Origin of the sequence: Kitasatospora sp. NPDC048239, from assembly GCF_043202015.1 — a bacterium.
Classification (GTDB): Bacteria; Actinomycetota; Actinomycetes; order Streptomycetales; family Streptomycetaceae; genus Kitasatospora.
On sequence record NZ_JBICZP010000008.1, the window covers coordinates 118,212 to 135,135 of the forward strand.

At 73.1% G+C, this 16,924-nt stretch carries 12 protein-coding genes; 6 read left to right on the forward strand and 6 right to left on the reverse strand.

What is annotated here, in order from left to right:
- Positions 1–59: 59 nt before the first annotated feature.
- The 3 genes from ACGFZP_RS22575 to ACGFZP_RS22585 all read left to right on the forward strand — a co-directional run bounded on the left by ACGFZP_RS22575 (position 60) and on the right by ACGFZP_RS22585 (position 5,006).
- Positions 60–1,262 carry an ROK family protein gene (locus tag ACGFZP_RS22575; RefSeq protein WP_392935777.1) on the forward strand — a complete coding sequence of 401 codons (1,203 nt, stop codon included), beginning with the start codon at positions 60–62 and terminating at the stop codon, positions 1,260–1,262.
- A 177-nt stretch (positions 1,263–1,439) separates the two neighbouring features.
- Positions 1,440–3,362 carry a 1-deoxy-D-xylulose-5-phosphate synthase gene (dxs, locus tag ACGFZP_RS22580; RefSeq protein WP_392935779.1) on the forward strand — a complete coding sequence of 641 codons (1,923 nt, stop codon included), beginning with the start codon at positions 1,440–1,442 and terminating at the stop codon, positions 3,360–3,362.
- 129 nt (positions 3,363–3,491) lie between these two features.
- Entirely contained in the window at positions 3,492–5,006 is a 1,515-nt protein-coding gene (locus ACGFZP_RS22585) for an ArnT family glycosyltransferase (protein ID WP_392935782.1), read from the forward strand.
- 119 nt (positions 5,007–5,125) lie between these two features.
- On the opposite strand, the gene ACGFZP_RS22590 is transcribed toward ACGFZP_RS22585, so the two are convergent.
- From ACGFZP_RS22590 to ACGFZP_RS22610, 5 genes are all read right to left on the reverse strand, one after another.
- A complete protein-coding gene (locus tag ACGFZP_RS22590; RefSeq protein WP_392935785.1) occupies positions 5,126–7,252 on the reverse strand; it encodes a 3-hydroxyacyl-CoA dehydrogenase NAD-binding domain-containing protein in 2,127 nt (708 codons plus the stop codon).
- A gap of 2 nt (positions 7,253–7,254) precedes the next feature.
- On the reverse strand, positions 7,255–8,472 hold the full coding sequence (locus ACGFZP_RS22595; protein ID WP_387941725.1) for a thiolase family protein: 1,218 nt from the start codon (positions 8,470–8,472) through the stop codon (positions 7,255–7,257).
- A 276-nt stretch (positions 8,473–8,748) separates the two neighbouring features.
- The gene (locus ACGFZP_RS22600; protein ID WP_392935788.1) at positions 8,749–9,993 is read right to left on the reverse strand and encodes a ribonuclease D; all 1,245 of its coding nucleotides are present in this window, start codon (positions 9,991–9,993) and stop codon (positions 8,749–8,751) included.
- A 229-nt stretch (positions 9,994–10,222) separates the two neighbouring features.
- A complete protein-coding gene (locus tag ACGFZP_RS22605) occupies positions 10,223–10,939 on the reverse strand; it encodes a LuxR C-terminal-related transcriptional regulator (protein ID WP_392935791.1) in 717 nt (238 codons plus the stop codon).
- A 328-nt stretch (positions 10,940–11,267) separates the two neighbouring features.
- Positions 11,268–11,930: a DUF3000 domain-containing protein gene (locus tag ACGFZP_RS22610; RefSeq protein ID WP_392935794.1), complete on the reverse strand. Its 663-nt coding sequence runs from the start codon at positions 11,928–11,930 to the stop codon at positions 11,268–11,270.
- A 244-nt stretch (positions 11,931–12,174) separates the two neighbouring features.
- On the opposite strand from ACGFZP_RS22610, the gene hemE reads away from it, so the two are divergent.
- Complete coding sequence (gene hemE, locus ACGFZP_RS22615) at positions 12,175–13,188, forward strand: uroporphyrinogen decarboxylase (protein ID WP_392936326.1); 1,014 nt, start codon at positions 12,175–12,177, stop codon at positions 13,186–13,188.
- A gap of 72 nt (positions 13,189–13,260) precedes the next feature.
- Here hemE and ACGFZP_RS22620 read toward each other — a convergent pair whose 3' ends face one another.
- Positions 13,261–14,325, reverse strand: a complete 1,065-nt coding sequence (locus ACGFZP_RS22620) for a DUF4349 domain-containing protein (protein ID WP_392935796.1) — start codon at positions 14,323–14,325, stop codon at positions 13,261–13,263.
- 240 nt (positions 14,326–14,565) lie between these two features.
- On the opposite strand from ACGFZP_RS22620, the gene hemG reads away from it, so the two are divergent.
- Positions 14,566–16,002, forward strand: coding sequence for a protoporphyrinogen oxidase (hemG, locus tag ACGFZP_RS22625; protein WP_392935799.1), 1,437 nt, complete (start codon positions 14,566–14,568; stop codon positions 16,000–16,002).
- Positions 15,999–16,712, forward strand: a complete 714-nt coding sequence (hemQ, locus tag ACGFZP_RS22630; RefSeq protein ID WP_392935802.1) for a hydrogen peroxide-dependent heme synthase — start codon at positions 15,999–16,001, stop codon at positions 16,710–16,712. Before hemG ends, hemQ begins: the two co-directional genes overlap by 4 nt.
- Positions 16,713–16,924: the final 212 nt, after the last annotated feature.

Here is a 16,924-nt window from a genome sequence, read left to right on the forward strand (position 1 = left end):
TTCAGGAGTTGAAGGGAGCACCCGGCGGAGGGGCTTCCTCGCCCTTGGAAGGGTGGATCATGTCGACGGACACACCGGGCTCGCAGTCCTCACTGCACCGGGCCAATCTCGAACGGGTCCTGCGGGCGGTGCGGATGGCCGGCTCGCTGACCCAGGCCGAGATCGCCCGCGGCACCGGGCTCTCGGCGGCCACCGTGTCCAACATCGTGCGGGAGCTCAAGGAGAGCGGCACCGTCGTGGTCGCCGACACCTCCTCCGGCGGCCGCCGCGCCCGCAGCGTCTCGCTCAGCGGTGACGCCGGGATCGTGGTCGGCATCGACTTCGGCCACACCCACCTCAGAGTCGCCGTCGGCAACCTGGCCCACCGGGTGCTCGCCGAGGAGAGCGAGCCGATCGACGTCGACGTCTCGGCCGCACAGGGCTTCGACCGCGCCGAGGCGCTGGTCGACCGGCTGCTCCGGCAGGCCGGCTTCCGCCCCGACAAGGTGATCGGCGTCGGCCTCGGCGTCCCCGGCCCGATCGACGTGGAGACCGGCGCGCTCGGCTCCACCGCGATCCTGCCCGGCTGGACGGGCATCGCCCCCGGCCGGGAGCTGGCCGCCCGGCTCGGCATGCCGGTGCACGTGGACAACGACGCCAACCTCGGCGCGCTCGGCGAACTGGTCTGGGGCGCCGGGCGCGGCCTGAGCGACCTCGCCTACATCAAGGTGGCCAGCGGCGTCGGCGCCGGCCTGGTGGTCAACGGGCAGATCTACCGCGGCCCGGGCGGCACCGCCGGTGAGATAGGGCACATCACGCTGGACGAGGCCGGTCCGGTCTGCCGGTGCGGCAACCGCGGCTGCCTGGAGACCTTCGTCGGCTCCCGCTACCTGCTCAACCTGCTCAGCACCACGCTCGGCCCGGACCTCACGCTGCCCCGGGTGGTCGAGCTGGCCCACCAGGGCGACCTCGGCTGCCGCCGGGTCATCGCCGACGCCGGCCGGCAGATCGGCACCGGCGTCGCCACCCTGTGCAACCTGCTCAACCCCCGCCGCGTCATCCTCGGGGGCGACCTCGCCGAGGCCGGTGAGCTGGTGCTCGCGCCGATCCGCGACTCGGTCGCCCGCTACGCCATCCCCAGCGCCGCCCGCCAGCTCTCCGTCGTCCCCGGCACCCTGGGCGGCCGCGCCGAGGTGCTCGGCGCGCTCGCCCTGGTGATGAGCGAGATGGGCGAGTCGGGGGCCATCGGGCGATCCGTACAGGCGTCCGTCGCCCGACCGTGAGTCGCAGTCCGGGCGGGGTAACGGGCCGATGGCACCGGGCGCCCCGCCCGGTGTCCGCCAAGCGGACATTAGACTCGACCGGTCGGCACCGACCGAGACCGTCGGAGCGCGCCGGCGACAGGGCAGCGACGCCCGTCGGACCGCGTGCGGTCCGCAACTTTGAACGAGGAGGAACGGGTGGCCCTGCTGACCCGCATTCGGGGACCGCGCGATCTCGACCGGCTCACGCCCGGACAGCTGGCCGCGCTGGCCCAGGAGATCCGGACCTTCCTGGTGACCGAGGTCTCCAAGACGGGCGGCCACCTCGGCCCCAACCTCGGCGTGGTGGAGCTGACCATCGCGCTGCACCGCGTCTTCGACTCCCCGCGTGACCGCATCCTCTTCGACACCGGCCACCAGAGCTACGTCCACAAGCTGCTCACCGGCCGCCAGGACTTCTCGCAGCTGCGCACCAAGGGCGGCCTGTCCGGCTACCCGTCGCGCGCCGAGTCCGAGCACGACGTGATCGAGAACTCGCACGCCTCCACCGTGCTCTCCTACGCGGACGGCCTGGCCAAGGCCAACCAGCTCCAGGGCCACCACGACCGCCCGGTCGTCGCCGTGATCGGCGACGGCGCGCTCACCGGCGGCATGGCCTGGGAGGCGCTCAACAACATCGCCGACGCCCAGGCCGAGGACCGCCCGCTCGTCATCGTCGTCAACGACAACGAGCGCTCCTACTCGCCGACCATCGGCGGGATGGCCAACCACCTCGCCACACTGCGCACCACCCAGGGCTACGAGCGCTTCCTCTCCTGGGGCAAGGACGCCCTGCAGCGCACCCCCGTGGTCGGCCAGCAGCTCTTCGAGACGCTGCACGGCGCCAAGAAGGGCCTGAAGGACTTCATCGCCCCGCAGGGCATGTTCGAGGACCTCGGCCTCAAGTACATCGGCCCCATCGACGGCCACGACCTCACCGCCCTGGAGTCCGCGCTGACCAAGGCGCGCGGCTTCGGCGGCCCGGTGATCGTGCACTGCCTCACCGAGAAGGGCCGCGGCTACCACGCCGCCGAGAACAACGACGAGGACCGCTTCCACGCGGTCGGCGTGATCCACCCGGAGACCGGCCTGCCGATCAAGAGCGCAGGCAAGGACTGGACCTCCGTCTTCGGCGAGGAGATGGTCGCGCTCGGCCACGAGCGCGAGGACATCGTCGCGATCACCGCCGCGATGCTCCACCCGGTCGGCCTGGCCCCGTTCGCCAAGGCCTTCCCGGAGCGGACCTTCGACGTCGGCATCGCCGAGCAGCACGCCGTGACCAGCGCGGCCGGCCTGGCCACCAACGGGCTGCACCCGGTCTTCGCGGTCTACGCGACCTTCCTCAACCGGGCCTTCGACCAGGTCCTGATGGACGTCGCCCTGCACAAGCTGGGCGTCACCTTCGTGCTGGACCGGGCCGGTGTCACCGGCACCGACGGCGCCTCGCACAACGGCATGTGGGACATGTCGATCCTGCAGGTCGTCCCGACCCTGCGGCTGGCCGCCCCGCGCGACGCCGACCAGCTCCGCGCCCAGCTGCGCGAGGCCGTCGAGGTCACCGACGCCCCGACCGTGGTCCGCTACTCCAAGGGCACGGTCGGCCCGGCCGTCCCCGCGGTCGGCCGGATCGGCGGCATGGACGTCCTGCGCGAGGCCGGGGAGCCCGCCGAGGGCCGCCGTGCCGACGTGCTGATCGTCGCGGTCGGCGCGCTGGCCACCACCGGCCTGGAGGTCGCCGACCTGCTGGCCGCCCAGGGCATCACCGCCACCGTGGTGGACCCGCGCTGGGTCAAGCCGGTGGACGCGGCCCTGCCCGGCCTGGCGGCCGAGCACCGGGCGGTCGTCACCATCGAGGACAACGGCCGGGTCGGCGGTGTCGGCGCCGCGATCGCGCAGGCGCTGCGCGACGCCGAGGTGGACGTCCCGCTGCGCGACTTCGGCATCCCGCAGGAGTTCCTGGACCACGCCTCGCGGGCCGAGATCCTCGCCGAGATCGGCCTCAACGCCCCGGACATCGCCCGACAGGTCACCGCCCTGGTCTCCCGCCTCGCCCGGCTGGACGTCGCGGCCGTCGACGCCTGAGCCGTACGCCGGGCGGCGGTGGCCGTCTGCGACAGGTTCGCAACAGTTCGCAGCAGAACAGGCTGATAATCGCACCGAAAGGCGGGACCGGCGCTGCCCGCGCCGATCCCGCCCGGTAGGTTGTCACTCGTGCCGACCCCCATCCGCCCCCGCCTCGCCGGGCTAGCCGAGCGCCTGCCCGCCAGTGTCCGCCAGGGTTACTGGACGAGGCTGGTGCCGGTGCTGGCCCTGGTCGCGCTCGTCACCCACATCCCCTCCTTCGTCCGGCCGGTCTGGAGCCCCGACGAGGGGTTCCTGGCCACCCAGGCCCGGATGCTGGCCAACGGCGGCGTGCTCTACGACACCGTCGTGGACCGCAAGCCGCCGCTGCTGCCCTGGCTCTACCAGGCCTGCTTCGCGCTCTTCGGCTCCACCTCGCTGTGGCCGCTGCGGACCCTGGCGGTGGTCGCCCACCTGGTCACCGCGATCCTGCTGGCCTCGATCGCCCGCGGCCGCTGGGGCAACCGGGCCGGCGCCGGCGCCGGGCTGCTGTACCTGCTGGTCTCCATCGGGCTCTCCCCGGAGGACACCCAGGCGGCCACCTTCGAGGTCTTCATGCTGCCCGCCATGGTGGCCGCCTTCCGGTACGCCGAGCGGCGCCGCTGGCTGGCCGCGGGCATCGCGGTGGCGCTCTGCTCGCTGACCAAGCAGACCGGCGGCGCGGTCCTGCTGCCGGTGCTCTGGATGCTCTACCAGGACGCCCGCCGGCGCGGGGTGCGCTGGCCGCCCGCGCTGTTCAAGATCGGCTTCGGGTTCACGCTGCCGATAGCGCTGGTCGCGGTGATCCTCACCAAGCCCAAGGGCTTCCTGTTCTGGGTGGTCACCGGCAGCGGCGACTACGCCACCTTCGGCGGGGCCTGGCTGCAGATGACCGGCCGGGCGCTCGGCAACACGGCCATCCTGATCGGGGCCGGGCTGGGCTTCCTGCTGCCGGTCGGCCGCCGGCTCTGGCTGAAGTACCGCCACCGCCCGCTGCCCGTCGCGGGGGAGGAGCACGGCTCCACCGCCGACCTCTGGGTCTGGCTGCTGTCCTCGGTCGTCGCGGTCAGCGTGGGCTTCCACTTCTTCGGCCACTACTACCTGCAGCTGATGCCCCCGCTGGTACTGCTGGGCACCGGCGCGGTCGCCACCTCGGCGATCCGCTGGAAGCCCGTGCTGGTGTACACCGCGGTGGCCGCCACGACCTTCTGGGGCCTGGCGCTGGCCTGGCCGGGGGAGCGGCTCAACCGGACCACCGAGGTCGCCACCGCGGTGGCCGCGCAGACCACGCCCAAGGACACCGTGCTGGTCTGGGGCATGCACCCCGAGCTGTACTGGCTGGCCGACCGCAAGCCCGCCAGCCGCTACCTGACGGCCGGCTTCCTGACCAACTACAGCGGCGGCAAGGACGGCAGCCAGAACGTCGGCGAGCAGTTCAGCGTCAGCAACGCCTGGCAGACCTTCGACCAGGAGCTCGCCAAGAGCCTGCCCGAGGTCGTGGTGGACGACTCCGGCCTCGCGCCCTACCAGCCCAATCTGGTGCCGAGGATCGAGAACCTGCTGGAGACCCACTACGAGATGGTCGGCGTCTTCGCCGACACCGTGGTCTACCGCCTCAAGCGCTGAGGCCGCTCCCCGCGCCGTGCCGCGCCCTGATCGGGGCCGGGCGGGGCGTCCGGGCACAGCGAGGAGCCCCGGTGACCAACCTGGTCACCGGGGCTCCTCGCGTCGTGCTAGGACAGGGCCTAGGCGGGCACCGAGGCCACACCCGGGGCGAGGAACCGCTTGCCGTTCACCCGCTCCGAGACACCCTCACGGTCCAGGTACGGGGTGATCCCGCCCAGGTGGAAGGGCCAGCCGGCACCGGTGATCATGCAGAGGTCGATGTCCTGGGCCTCGCCGACGACACCCTCCTCCAGCATCAGGCCGATCTCCTGCGCCACGGCGTCCAGGGAGCGGGCCAGGACCTGCTCCTCGGTCAGCACGGTGTCGCCGAAGGAGAGCAGCTCCAGCACCTCGGGGTCGAGCACCTGCTTGCCGTCGACCCAGGTGTAGAAGCCGCGCTTGCCGGCCTTGACCACCTTGCCGAGGTTCTCGGAGACGGTGAACCGCTCCGGGAACGCGCCGTGCAGGGTCTCCGAGACGTGCAGGGCGATGGCCGGGCCGACCAGCTCCAGCAGCACGATCGGGGACATCGGCAGGCCGAGCGGCTCGACGCCCTTCTCGACCGTGGCGATCGGGGTGCCCTCGTCGATGATGCCCTGGATCTCGCCCATGAAGCGGGTCAGGATCCGGTTCACCACGAACGCCGGGGCGTCCTTGCAGAGCACCGCGGTCTTCTTCAGCTTCTTCGAGACGCCGAAGGCGGTGGCCAGCGAGGCGTCATCGGTCTTCTCACCGCGGACGATCTCCAGCAGCGGGAGGATCGCGACGGGGTTGAAGAAGTGGAAGCCGACGACCCGCTCGGGGTGCTTCAGCTTCGACGCCATCTCGCTGACCGAGAGGGAGGAGGTGTTGGTCGCCAGCACACAGGTCGGCGAGACCACGTTCTCCAGGTCCGCGAAGACGTTCTGCTTGACGCCCATCTCCTCGAACACGGCCTCGATCACGAAGTCCGCGTCGGCGAAGCCGGCGGCCTTGTCGAGCGAGCCAGTGACCAGGCCCTTGAGGCGGTTGGCCTTGTCGTTGCCGATCCGGCCCTTGCCGAGCAGCTTGTCGATCTCGGCGTGGACGTAGCCGACGCCCTTGTCGATGCGCTCCTGGTCGATGTCGGTGAGGACCACCGGCACCTCCAGACGACGGGCGAACAGCAGCGCCAGCTGCGAGGCCATCAGACCGGCGCCGACGACGCCGACCTTGGTGACCGGGCGGGCCAGCGACTTGTCCGGCGCGCCGAAGGGGCGCTTGGCCCGCCGCTGCACCAGGTTGAAGGCGTAGATGCCGCTGCGCAGCTCGCCGCTCATGATGAGGTCGGCCAGGGCCGCGTCCTCGGCGTCGAAGCCGGCCTGCAGGTCCTGGTCCTTGACCTGCTGGATGATGTCCAGCGCCTTGTAGGCGGCCGGGGCGGCGCCGTGCACCTTGGCGTCGGCGACCAGGCGGCCCCAGGCGACGGCGTCGTCCCAGGCCTTGCCGCGGTCGATCGCCTCGCGCTCGACCACGACGTCGCCGGTGAGGACCTTGGCCGCCCAGAGCAGTGACTGCTCCAGGAAGTCGGCCGGCTCGAAGATCGCGTCCGCGATGCCGAGCTCGAAGACGTCCTTGCCCTTGAGCTGCTTGTTCTGGCTCATCGAGTTCTCGATGATGACCTTGACGGCCTTCGCCGGACCGATCAGGTTCGGCAGGATGGTGCAGCCGCCCCAGCCGGGGACGAGGCCCAGGAAGACCTCGGGCAGCGAGAACGCCGGGACGCCCGTGCTGACGGTGCGGTAGGTGGCGTGCAGGCCGACCTCGACGCCGCCGCCCATCGCCGCGCCGTTGTAGAACGCGAAGGAGGGGACGGACAGCGCGGCGATCCGCTTGAAGACCTCGTGGCCGCCCTTGCCGATGGCCAGCGCGTCGGCGTGCGCCTTGAGGATCTCGACGCCCTTGAGGTCGGCGCCGACCGCGAAGATGAACGGCTTGCCGGTGATCGCGACACCGACGATCGAACCCTCGGCGGCCTCGGCCTCGACCTGGTCCAGCGCGGCGGACAGCTTCAGCAGCGAGCCCGGGCCGAAGGTGGTCGGCTTGGTGTGGTCGAAGCCGTTGTCCAGGGTGATCAGCGCCAGCCGACCGGCCTGCAGCGGCAGGTCCAGGTGGCGGACGTGCGCGGTGGTCACGACCTCGCCGGGGAACAGCTCGGCGCCGTGCTTCAGCAGCTCAGTGGTGCTCATGGTCACTTACCACCCTCGAAGTGCGGGTTCTCCCAGATGATGGTGCCGCCCATGCCGAAGCCGATGCACATCGTGGTGAGGCCGTAGCGGACGTCCGGGCGCTGCTCGAAGCGGCGGGCCAGCTGGTTCATCAGGCGCACGCCGGAGGAGGCCAGCGGGTGGCCGAAGGCGATCGCGCCGCCGAACGGGTTGACCCGCTCGTCGTCGTCCGCGATGCCGTAGTGGTCCAGGAAGGCCAGGACCTGGACGGCGAAGGCCTCGTTGACCTCGAAGGCCTGGATGTCGTCGATGGTCAGACCGGCCTTGGCCAGCGCCTTCTCGGTGGCCGGCACCGGGCCGATGCCCATCACCTCGGGCTCGACGCCCGCGAAGGCGTACGAGACCATGCGCATCTTGACCGGCAGGCCGAGCTCCTCGGCGACGTCCTCGGCGGCCAGCAGCGAGGCCGTGGCGCCGTCGTTCAGACCGGCCGAGTTGCCCGCGGTGATGTTGCCGTGCGGGCGGAACGGGGTCTTGAGGCCCGCCAGGCTCTCCATCGTGGTGCCCGGGCGCAGCGGCTCGTCCACGGTGGCCAGGCCCCAGCCGGTCTCGCCGACCTCGGGGTTGGTGTTGCGGATCGAGACCGGCACCAGGTCCGGCTGGATGTCGCCGTTGGCGTACGCCTTGGCGGCCTTCTCCTGGGAGCGCACGGCGTAGGCGTCGCAGCGCTCCTTGGTGATGTGCGGGAACCGGTCGTGCAGGTTCTCCGCGGTCATCCCCATGAACAGGGCGGACTCGTCGACGAGCTTCTCGGAGACGAAGCGCGGGTTCGGGTCGACGCCCTCGCCCATCGGGTGGCGGCCCATGTGCTCGACGCCGCCGGCCACGACGATGTCGTAGGCGCCGAAGGCGATGCCGCCGGCGGTCGCGGTGACGGCGGTCAGCGCGCCGGCGCACATGCGGTCGATCGAGTAGCCCGGGACGGACTTCGGCAGGCCGGCCAGCAGTGCGGCGGTGCGGCCGATGGTCAGGCCCTGGTCGCCGATCTGCGTGGTGGCCGCGACGGCGACCTCGTCGATCCGCTCGACGGGCAGGTTCGGGTTACGGCGCACGAGCTCCCGGATGCACTTGACGACGAGGTCGTCGGCGCGCGTCTCGTGGTAGATGCCCTTCGGGCCGGCCTTGCCGAACGGGGTGCGGACGCCATCGACGAAGACGACGTCCCTCGCGGTACGAGGCACGGGGGCTCTCCTCCCAGGGACCAACAGGTTGAGGTGGGCAGGCTGCCGCCGTCCGTCCGTGGTGGAGGACGTCGGCGGCGCCGCTTCACCGCCATGCTACCGGTCGGTAACCAGCCTGCCCAGGCCCGAAGGGCTCATCTCCCCGTGTGTCCCGCGACACGTCCGCCCGGTTGCGGCCCGCCCGCCCCGTCCGCACCCGGGGTGTGCCCGGGGTGCGCCCGGGTACGACGAAGGGGATGCCGTCCTCTGACGGCATCCCCTTCGTGGTGTCGGAACTCAGTCGGTCTGCTCGGCCGCCTTGGTGAAGGCGCCGGCCATAACCGGCGCCACCAGGTCGACCTGCCACTGTCTGGCGCCGAGCCGGCGCAGCGCGGCCGCCACGTTGGCGGCGCTCGCGTCGGCCGGAGGCTCCCAGGACACGCGGCGGACCAGGTCCGGCGTGATCAGGTTCTCGGCCGGCAGGTTGTGCGTCTCGGCCAGCTCGCTGACCGCGGCCCGCGCCCCGGACAGCCGGGCGGCGGCCACCGGGTCCTTCTCGGCCCAGGCGCGCGGCGGCGGCGGGCCGTCGTGCGGCGCGGAGGCGGGCGGCAGCTGGTTCTCCGGGATCTCCCGGGCCTGCTGCACGGCGGCCAGCCACTGGTCGAGCTGGCGGCGGTGGACGCGCGGCCCGAAGCCCTGGACGGCCTGCAGCCCGGCGATGTTCAGCGGCATGGCCAGCGCGGCGTTGACGATCGCGGCGTCGGAGAGCACCCGGCCCGGCGAGACGTCGCGCTCCTGTGCCATCCGGTCGCGGGCCAGCCACAGCTCGCGGACCACGGCCAGCTGGCGGCGCCGACGGACCTTGTGCAGCTGGGAGGTGCGGCGCCACGGGTCGGTCCTGGGGGCCGGCCGGGGAGCGCTCGCGATCGCGGCGAACTCCTCCAGCGCCCAGTCGAGCTTGCCCTGGGCGTCCAGCTCCTGTTCGAGTGCGTCCCGCAGCTCGACCAGCACCTCGACGTCCAGAGCGGCGTAGCGCAGCCACGGCTCGGGCAGCGGGCGGGTGGACCAGTCGACCGCCGAGTGCTCCTTGGCCAGGCTCAGCCCGAGCACGTTCTCGGTCATCGGCCCGAGTCCGACGCGGGCGAAGCCGGCGATCCGGCCGGCCAGCTCGGTGTCGAACAGCCGCTGCGGCCGCATCCCCACCTCGGCGAGGCAGGGCAGGTCCTGGGTGGCGGCGTGCACGACCCACTCGGTGTCCGCCAGGGCGTCACCCAGACGGCTGAGGTCGGGGCAGGCGATCGGGTCGATCAGCGCGGTACCCGCGCCCGCGCGGCGCAGCTGAATGAGGTACGCGCGCTGCCCGTAGCGGTAGCCGGAGGCCCGCTCGGCATCGACGGCGACCGGTCCGGTACCCGCGGCGAAGGCGGCGACGGTGGCGGCCAGCGCCCGCTCGTCCGCCACGACTGGCGGGATCCCCTCCTTCGGTTCGAGGAGCGGGACCGGGGCTGCTTCTTCTGGGATGGCTGCTACGGCGTCGGTCACCCCCCAAGGGTACGACGGACCTCGCAACCGGGAGTGTTGTCGGACTGGTCAGACCGGGTCCGTGACTATGCCACCCGCCCGCCGCAGGCAGGTGGCGCGGCGCCAGGGCCCGGACGTCGGCCCGGAGCCCGGCCTTCGAACGCCCGCCCCCGGGGCGGGCGGCGGCGAAAATGCGGCGGCTCTGGAGGAAACGTTCCTCCAGAGCCGCCGCAGCGGTCCCACCGAGGGATCAGTGGATGATGCCGGTCCGCAGCGCCACCGCGACCATCCCGGCCCGGTCGCCGGTGCCCAGCTTGCGGGCGATCCGGGCGAGGTGGCTCTTCACGGTGAGCGCGGACAGGCCCATCGCGACGCCGATCGCCTTGTTGGACTGGCCCTCGGCCACCAGTCGCAGCACCTCCACCTCGCGGCCGGAGAGCTCGCGGTACGCGGACTGCTGCGCGCCCGGCGCACCGGGGGCCCCGGGGGCGCCCGGGGCACCGGCCGCACCCGGCACGCCCGGCATGCCGGGGCGCCGCATCCGGCCGGCCAGGCCGGCCGCACCGAGCGGGAGGCCGGGCCGGCCCGGCATGGCCACATTGGTCCGGGTCCCGGTGACCACGTAGCCCTTCACGCCGCCGGCCAGCGCGCTGCGGACCGCGCCGATGTCGTCGGCGGCCGAGAGGGCCAGGCCGTTGGGCCAGCCCGCGGCGCGGGTCTCGGCCAGGATGGTCAGCCCGGAGCCGTCCGGGAGGTGAACGTCGGCGACGCAGATGTCGCGCGGGGTGGAGACCCGGGGGCGGGCCTCGGCGATCGAGGACACCTCGATGACGTCCCGGACGCCGAGCGCCCAGAGGTGCCGGGTGACGGTGTTTCGGACGCGGGGATCTGCGATGACCACCATGGCGGTGGGCTTGGTCGGGCGGTAGGCGACCACGTTTGCGGGGTGCTCAAGAAGGACCGACACCAGGCCTCCTGCGGGGAGTGGCGGACGGAACCCCGAGGGGGCGGTCGGAGTGTTCCGCGTTCGGAAAGGGTCACAGTCTGCTTCGGCAGGTACCGTGCCCGGCTTTAGCAAAAGATCACGATCTAGTGAGTAACAATACGGACAAATCGCGCATGTGACTGATGCGACATGCCTGGTATTCGCACAAAATCGATCAGATCGCGGGCAGTTCGATCGGTTTCGGCCGGTTAATTGACACAGGGGAGGGCCGAAGTCACACTCCGTCAGCCCTCGGGCGACCGTCAGCCCTGGGGGTGGCTCCGGACCGGTCCGGAGCGGCGACCACTCGTCAGTGCGAGCGCGGGCGCCGGCGGGCGGGCATCGGGACCACTCCGCCGAGTGACGGCACGTCGGCCGGCGGCTGCGGCGCCGGGGCCGCCGGCGGCAGGCCGGCGCTGAGGCAGAGCAGATCGCCCCAGGCGGCCAGGTGCCGCTCGAACCGGCCGTCGGCAGGCGTCCAGGATGCCCGGATCTCGATCTCGGTGGACGACGCGCGGTCCGCCAGGCCGCCGAAGTACTGCGAGGCGCACCTGGTCACGGTGCCGCTCGGCTCGCCGTAGCCGGCGCCGTGCGCCTGCAGGGCGTCCAGCAGCCAGGCCCAGCCGACCTCGGACAGCATCGGGTCGCCGGCCATCTCCGGTTCCAGCTCGGCGCGGGTCATCGTCACCACGCGGAAGTCCCCGTTCCAGGACTCCTGCCCGGCGGGGTCGTGCAGCAGCACCAGCCGGCCGTCGGCCAGCTCCTCGCCGTCCACCTCCACCGCGGCGGTCAGGGCGAACGAGTACGGGGCGAGCCGACGCGGGGCCGGGGCGGGGGAGAGCTCGATCTCGGGGCGCAGCCGCGCCCCGGTCAGCGCCTCGACGGCGGCCCGGAACTCGCTCGGCGCCGCCTCGCGACCCGTTCCGCCACCTGTTCCGCCACCCTGTGCGGGGTGCCCGCCGACCGCTGCCATGACCCGAAGACTAGGTCGAAAACCCGGGTATTCGCCGCAACTTCTCCTTGCGCGGCGTGCCGGGAGGGCATTCCGGCCAGATCTTGGAGGAACCGACGAGCCCGGGCGGGAAGTGCGGTGCGGGGCGCGTGCGAAGATTTGAACCGTGAGCGAGACAACGGCAGACACCACGGCGGACACCCAGGCCGCCCACACCGGCCAGCAGCCCTCCGCGCGCCGCGGCGCCGCATACGACTCCGCGTTCCTGCGCGCCTGCCGGAACGAGCCGGTGCCGCACACCCCGGTGTGGTTCATGCGCCAGGCGGGCCGCTCGCTGCCCGAGTACCTGAAGGTCCGCGAGGGCATCCCCATGCTGGAGTCCTGCATGCGGCCCGAGCTGGTCAAGGAGATCACCCTCCAGCCGGTGCGTCGGCACAAGGTGGACGCGGCGATCTTCTTCAGCGACATCGTGGTGCCGCTCAAGGCGATCGGCATCGACGTCGACATCAAGCCCGGCATCGGCCCGGTGATCGCCGACCCGATCCGCACCGTCGAGGACCTCCGGCGGCTGCGCCCGCTCGAGCCCGACGACGTCCCGTACATCACCGAGGCGGTCGGCCTGCTCGTCGACGAGCTCGGCTCGACCCCGCTGATCGGGTTCGCCGGCGCCCCGTACACGCTCGCCAGCTACCTGGTCGAGGGCGGCCCGTCGAAGAACCACGAGAACACCAAGGCCATGATGTACGGCCAGCCCGAGCTGTGGGCGGCCCTGGTGGACCGGCTCGCGGACATCACCTCGGCCTTCCTCAAGGTGCAGATCGAGGCCGGCGCCTCCGCCGTCCAGCTCTTCGACTCCTGGGTCGGCTCGCTCGCCCCCGACGACTACCGCCGCTCGGTGATGCCCGCGAGCACCAAGGTCTTCGACGCCGTCGCCGGCTACGGCGTACCGCGGATCCACTTCGGCGTCGGTACCGGCGAGCTGCTCGGCCTGATGGGCCAGGCCGGTGCGGACATCGTCGGCGTGGACTGGCGGGTGCCGCTGAACGTCGCCGCCGAGCGGGTCGGCCCCGGCAAGGGCCTGCAGGGCAACCTCGACCCGGCCGTCCTCTACGCGCCCACCAAGGCCGTCGAGACCAAGGCCCGCGAGGTGCTGCACGCCGCGCAGGCGCTCGGCAGCAGCGGCCACATCTTCAACCTCGGCCACGGCGTGATGCCCAGCATGGACCCGGACGCGCTCAGCCGGCTGGTCGCGTTCGTGCACGAGGCCAGCGCGCGCTGAGCGGACGCGGTACCGGAACGACCGTCGGACAGGGTGGCGGGCCCCGCGGGTCGGGGGCCCGCCACCTGTGCGTCAGGCGTCCTGTTCGTCCCCCGGCTGGTAGGCCGGCTGCGGGGGAGCGGTCGGCTCGGCAGCCGTACCGGCGCTGACACCGGCAGCCGTCCTGGCACCCGCCCGGCGCCGGCGCAGGAGCCAGAGGACGACGGCCAACGGGCCGAGCACCAGCAGGAACGGCGTCACCGCCGCCACCGCCATCGCTAGTCCGCGCACGATCGTGACCAGGACGTTCCAGCCGCCGCCGAGCGCCGAGCCGACCGAGGCCCAGAAGCCCTTCTCCTTCTTCCTCAGATCCGGCTCGTCGTGCTGGACGGGCTTCGCCTCGCGCCGCACGTCCAGCGTGATGGTGGAGAGGGACGTCCGGGCGGACAGCTCCTTCATCTGCTTCTGCAGGGACTCCAGATCCGCCTCGCGGCGGCTCAGCTCGCTCTCCAGGCTGGTGATCTCGCTCAGCGTCTTGGCCTGCGCCATCAGCGCCCGGACCCGCTCCACACTCGCCTGCTGCGTCTGCACCCGGCTCGCCACGTCCGCGACCTGCTGGGTCACGTCGTCCGCCTGGCTCTTGCGGGTCAGCACCTCGCCGAGGGCGGCGAGCTGGTCCAGGGTCTGCTGGAACGACGCCGACGGGACCTTCACGGTGATCTGGCCGGTGGCCCCGGCGGAGTCGTTCGCCCCGCCGTTCACCGTCTCGCCGCCGACGTAGCCGCCGGACGCCGCCGTCAGCACCCGGGCCTGCTCCAGCACCTTGGCGACGTCCTTCGTGCGCAGCGTCAACTGAGCGGTGTAGGCGATCAGCCGGGTGTCGGCCACCGGCGCGGCCGCGGACGGGGGCGCACCGGTGGCGGCCCTCCCGTCGCCGGCCGCCGGCGGCGCGACCGGCGGCTTCGCGAGGCCCGCCCCGCCCGCCGCGGGCGCACCTTCTCCCAGCGCAGGGGCACCGGCCGCCGGGGCGGCAGCCGCGTCCGGCTTCGCCGCCATGCTGTCGGACCCGCGCTCGGCGGCGCCGCACCCCCCGGCCAGTACCACCGCGGCGACGACCCCGGCCGTCAGCGCCCCTGGTCCGCGTCGTCCTCTCGTCACGATCGAGCCCTCCCCAAGTCCCTTGTCCGGCGCCCGGATCGGACGCTCAGACCATGAGACGTGGGAGCCGCCCGATCGGACCCCGGTGGGAGATCGCAACTCGATCACGGGTAGGTGGCGGTCCGGAGTCGCTCCCGGACGCCGACCGGGGCCCGCCGGAGCGGGATCCCGACGCACCCGCCGCCGTCCGGAACCGGGCGGATTGAGGCATTGGTGTAAGGACCTGCGAGACTGCGAGGCATGTCGCAAGCACATGTCGTGGTGATCGGCGGCGGTATCGCGGGCCTGGCCGCGGCCGCCTACCTCAGCGGTGCGGCGGGGGAGACCGCGCGGGCGCGGGTGACGCTGCTGGAGGCCTCGGAGCGGGTCGGCGGGAAGCTGTACGGCGGGGAGGTCGGCGGGGTCCGGGTCGACCTGGGGGCCGAGTCGATGCTGGCCAGACGGCCGGAGGGGGTCGAACTGGCGCAGGCCGTCGGGCTCGCCGAGGCGCTGGAGCCGCCGACGACCGCCAAGGCCGCGATCTGGACCAGGGGCGCGCTGCGGCCGCTGCCCGGCGGGCAGGTCATGGGCGTGCCGGGGGACCTCGACGCGCTCGCCGCCTCCGGGGTGCTCACCGCCGAGGGGCTGGAGCGGGCCCGGCGCGAGGGCGAGGGCGCGGCGGTCGCCGACGACGTCTCGATCGGGCGGTACGTCGCGGACCGGCTCGGCCGCGAGGTGGTGGACCGGCTGGTCGAGCCGCTGCTCGGCGGGGTCTACGCCGGGCACGCCGACGAGATCTCGCTGCGCGCCGCCGTGCCGCAGCTGCTGTCGATCGCCAGGGGCGGCGGCTCGCTGGTGGAGGGCGTGCACGAGCTGGCCTCCCGGCCGCGAACCGTCGGCACACCGGTCTTCCAGGGGCTGCGCGGCGGCCTCGGCACGCTGCCCGAGGCGGTCGCCGCGGCCTGCGCCGAGGCGGGCGTCGAGCTGCGCACCGACACCCCGGTGGACGAGCTGCGCCGCACCCCCGAGGGCTGGCGGGTGGTGACCGGCGACGGCGCGGTGCTGCACGCGGACGCCGTCGTGCTGGCCGTGCCCGCGCCCGCCGCGGCCCGGCTGCTGCGCGCGGACGTACCGGCGGCGGCCGCCGGACTGGACGAGGTCGAGTACGCGGGGATGGCACTGGTCACCCTCGCCTTCCGGCGAACCGACCTGCCGGCGCCGCCGGCCGGCAGCGGCTTCCTGGTGCCGCCGGTGGACGGCCGGCGGATCAAGGCCTCCACCTTCTCCTCCAACAAGTGGGGCTGGCTGGAGCGCGCCGCCCCGGACGCGTTCGTGCTGCGCACCTCGCTGGGCCGGCACCGCGAGGAGGCGGCGCTGGACCTGTCGGACGAGGAGTTGGTGGCCCGTTCGCTGGCCGACCTGGGCGAGGCGATCGGCCTGACCGCCCGCCCGTACGACACCGCCGTCACCCGCTGGCGGGCCGGCCTGCCGCAGTACCCGGTCGGCCACCTCGACCGGGTGGCCCGGATCCGGGCGGCCGCCGGGCAGGTGGGCGGGCTGGCGCTGTGCGGCGCCGCGTACGACGGGGTGGGGATCCCCGCATGCATCGCGAGCGCCCGGACGGCGGTCGCGGAACTCGACAAACTGTTGACCCCGCCGACCGGGGGGAACGTCACGGAGAGGACAATGGGCGCATGACTGAGACCGTTGAGCAGCAGCCGGAGAAGAAGAAGGCGCGCGACCTGAACCAGGTCATCCGCTACACCATGTGGTCGGTGTTCAAGCTCAAGGGCGCGCTGCCCGAGGACCGCACCGCCCTCGCCGCCGAGGTGGACGAGCTGTTCGCCCAGCTCGACGCGAAGGACATCACGGTGCGCGGCACCTACGACGTGTCCGGTCTGCGCGCGGACGCCGACATCCTGGTCTGGTGGCACGCCGAGAACTCGGACGACCTCCAGGACGCGTACAACCGCTTCCGCCGCACCGGCCTCGGCCGGGTGCTGGAGCCGGTCTGGTCCAACATGGCGCTGCACCGCCCGGCGGAGTTCAACAAGTCGCACATCCCGGCGTTCCTCGCCGACGAGCGGGCGCGCGACTACGTCTGCGTCTACCCGTTCGTCCGCTCCTACGAGTGGTACCTGCTGCCGGACGCCGAGCGGCGCGCGATGCTCGCCGAGCACGGCCAGATGGCGCGCGGCTACCCGGACGTCCGGGCCAACACGGTGGCCTCCTTCGCGCTCGGCGACTACGAGTGGCTGCTCGCCTTCGAGGCGGACGAGCTGCACCGGATCGTCGACCTGATGCGCGACCTGCGCCCGTCCCGCGCCCGGCTGCACGTGCGCGAGGAGGTCCCGTTCTTCACGGGCCGCCGCAAGCCGGTGAGCGAGCTGCTCAACGGCCTGGTCTGAGACCGCCGCACGACGAGGGCCGGCTCCCCGGAGGGGGCGCCGGCCCTCGGGCTTGTCTTTCGGGTCACGCCGGGTGGTCGACGCCGGCGTGGGGGCGCCCCCCCCCCCGCCGGCGGGGGGGGGGGCCCCCCCCCCCCCCCCCGCCCGGGGGGGGCCCCCCCCCCCCCCCCCCGCCCCCCCCCCCCCCCCCCCCCCCCCCCCCCCCCCCCACG

Excerpts from the sequence above, each read along its gene's own strand:
- ACGFZP_RS22575 (WP_392935777.1), top strand. The coding sequence starts at position 60 with ATGTCGACGGACACACCGGGCTCGCAGTCCTCACTGCACCGGGCCAAT.
- ACGFZP_RS22590 (WP_392935785.1), bottom strand. The coding sequence starts at position 7,252 with ATGAGCACCACTGAGCTGCTGAAGCACGGCGCCGAGCTGTTCCCCGGC.
- ACGFZP_RS22610 (WP_392935794.1), bottom strand. The coding sequence starts at position 11,930 with ATGGCAGCGGTCGGCGGGCACCCCGCACAGGGTGGCGGAACAGGTGGC.
- hemG (WP_392935799.1), top strand. The coding sequence starts at position 14,566 with ATGTCGCAAGCACATGTCGTGGTGATCGGCGGCGGTATCGCGGGCCTG.
- hemQ (WP_392935802.1), top strand. The coding sequence starts at position 15,999 with ATGACTGAGACCGTTGAGCAGCAGCCGGAGAAGAAGAAGGCGCGCGAC.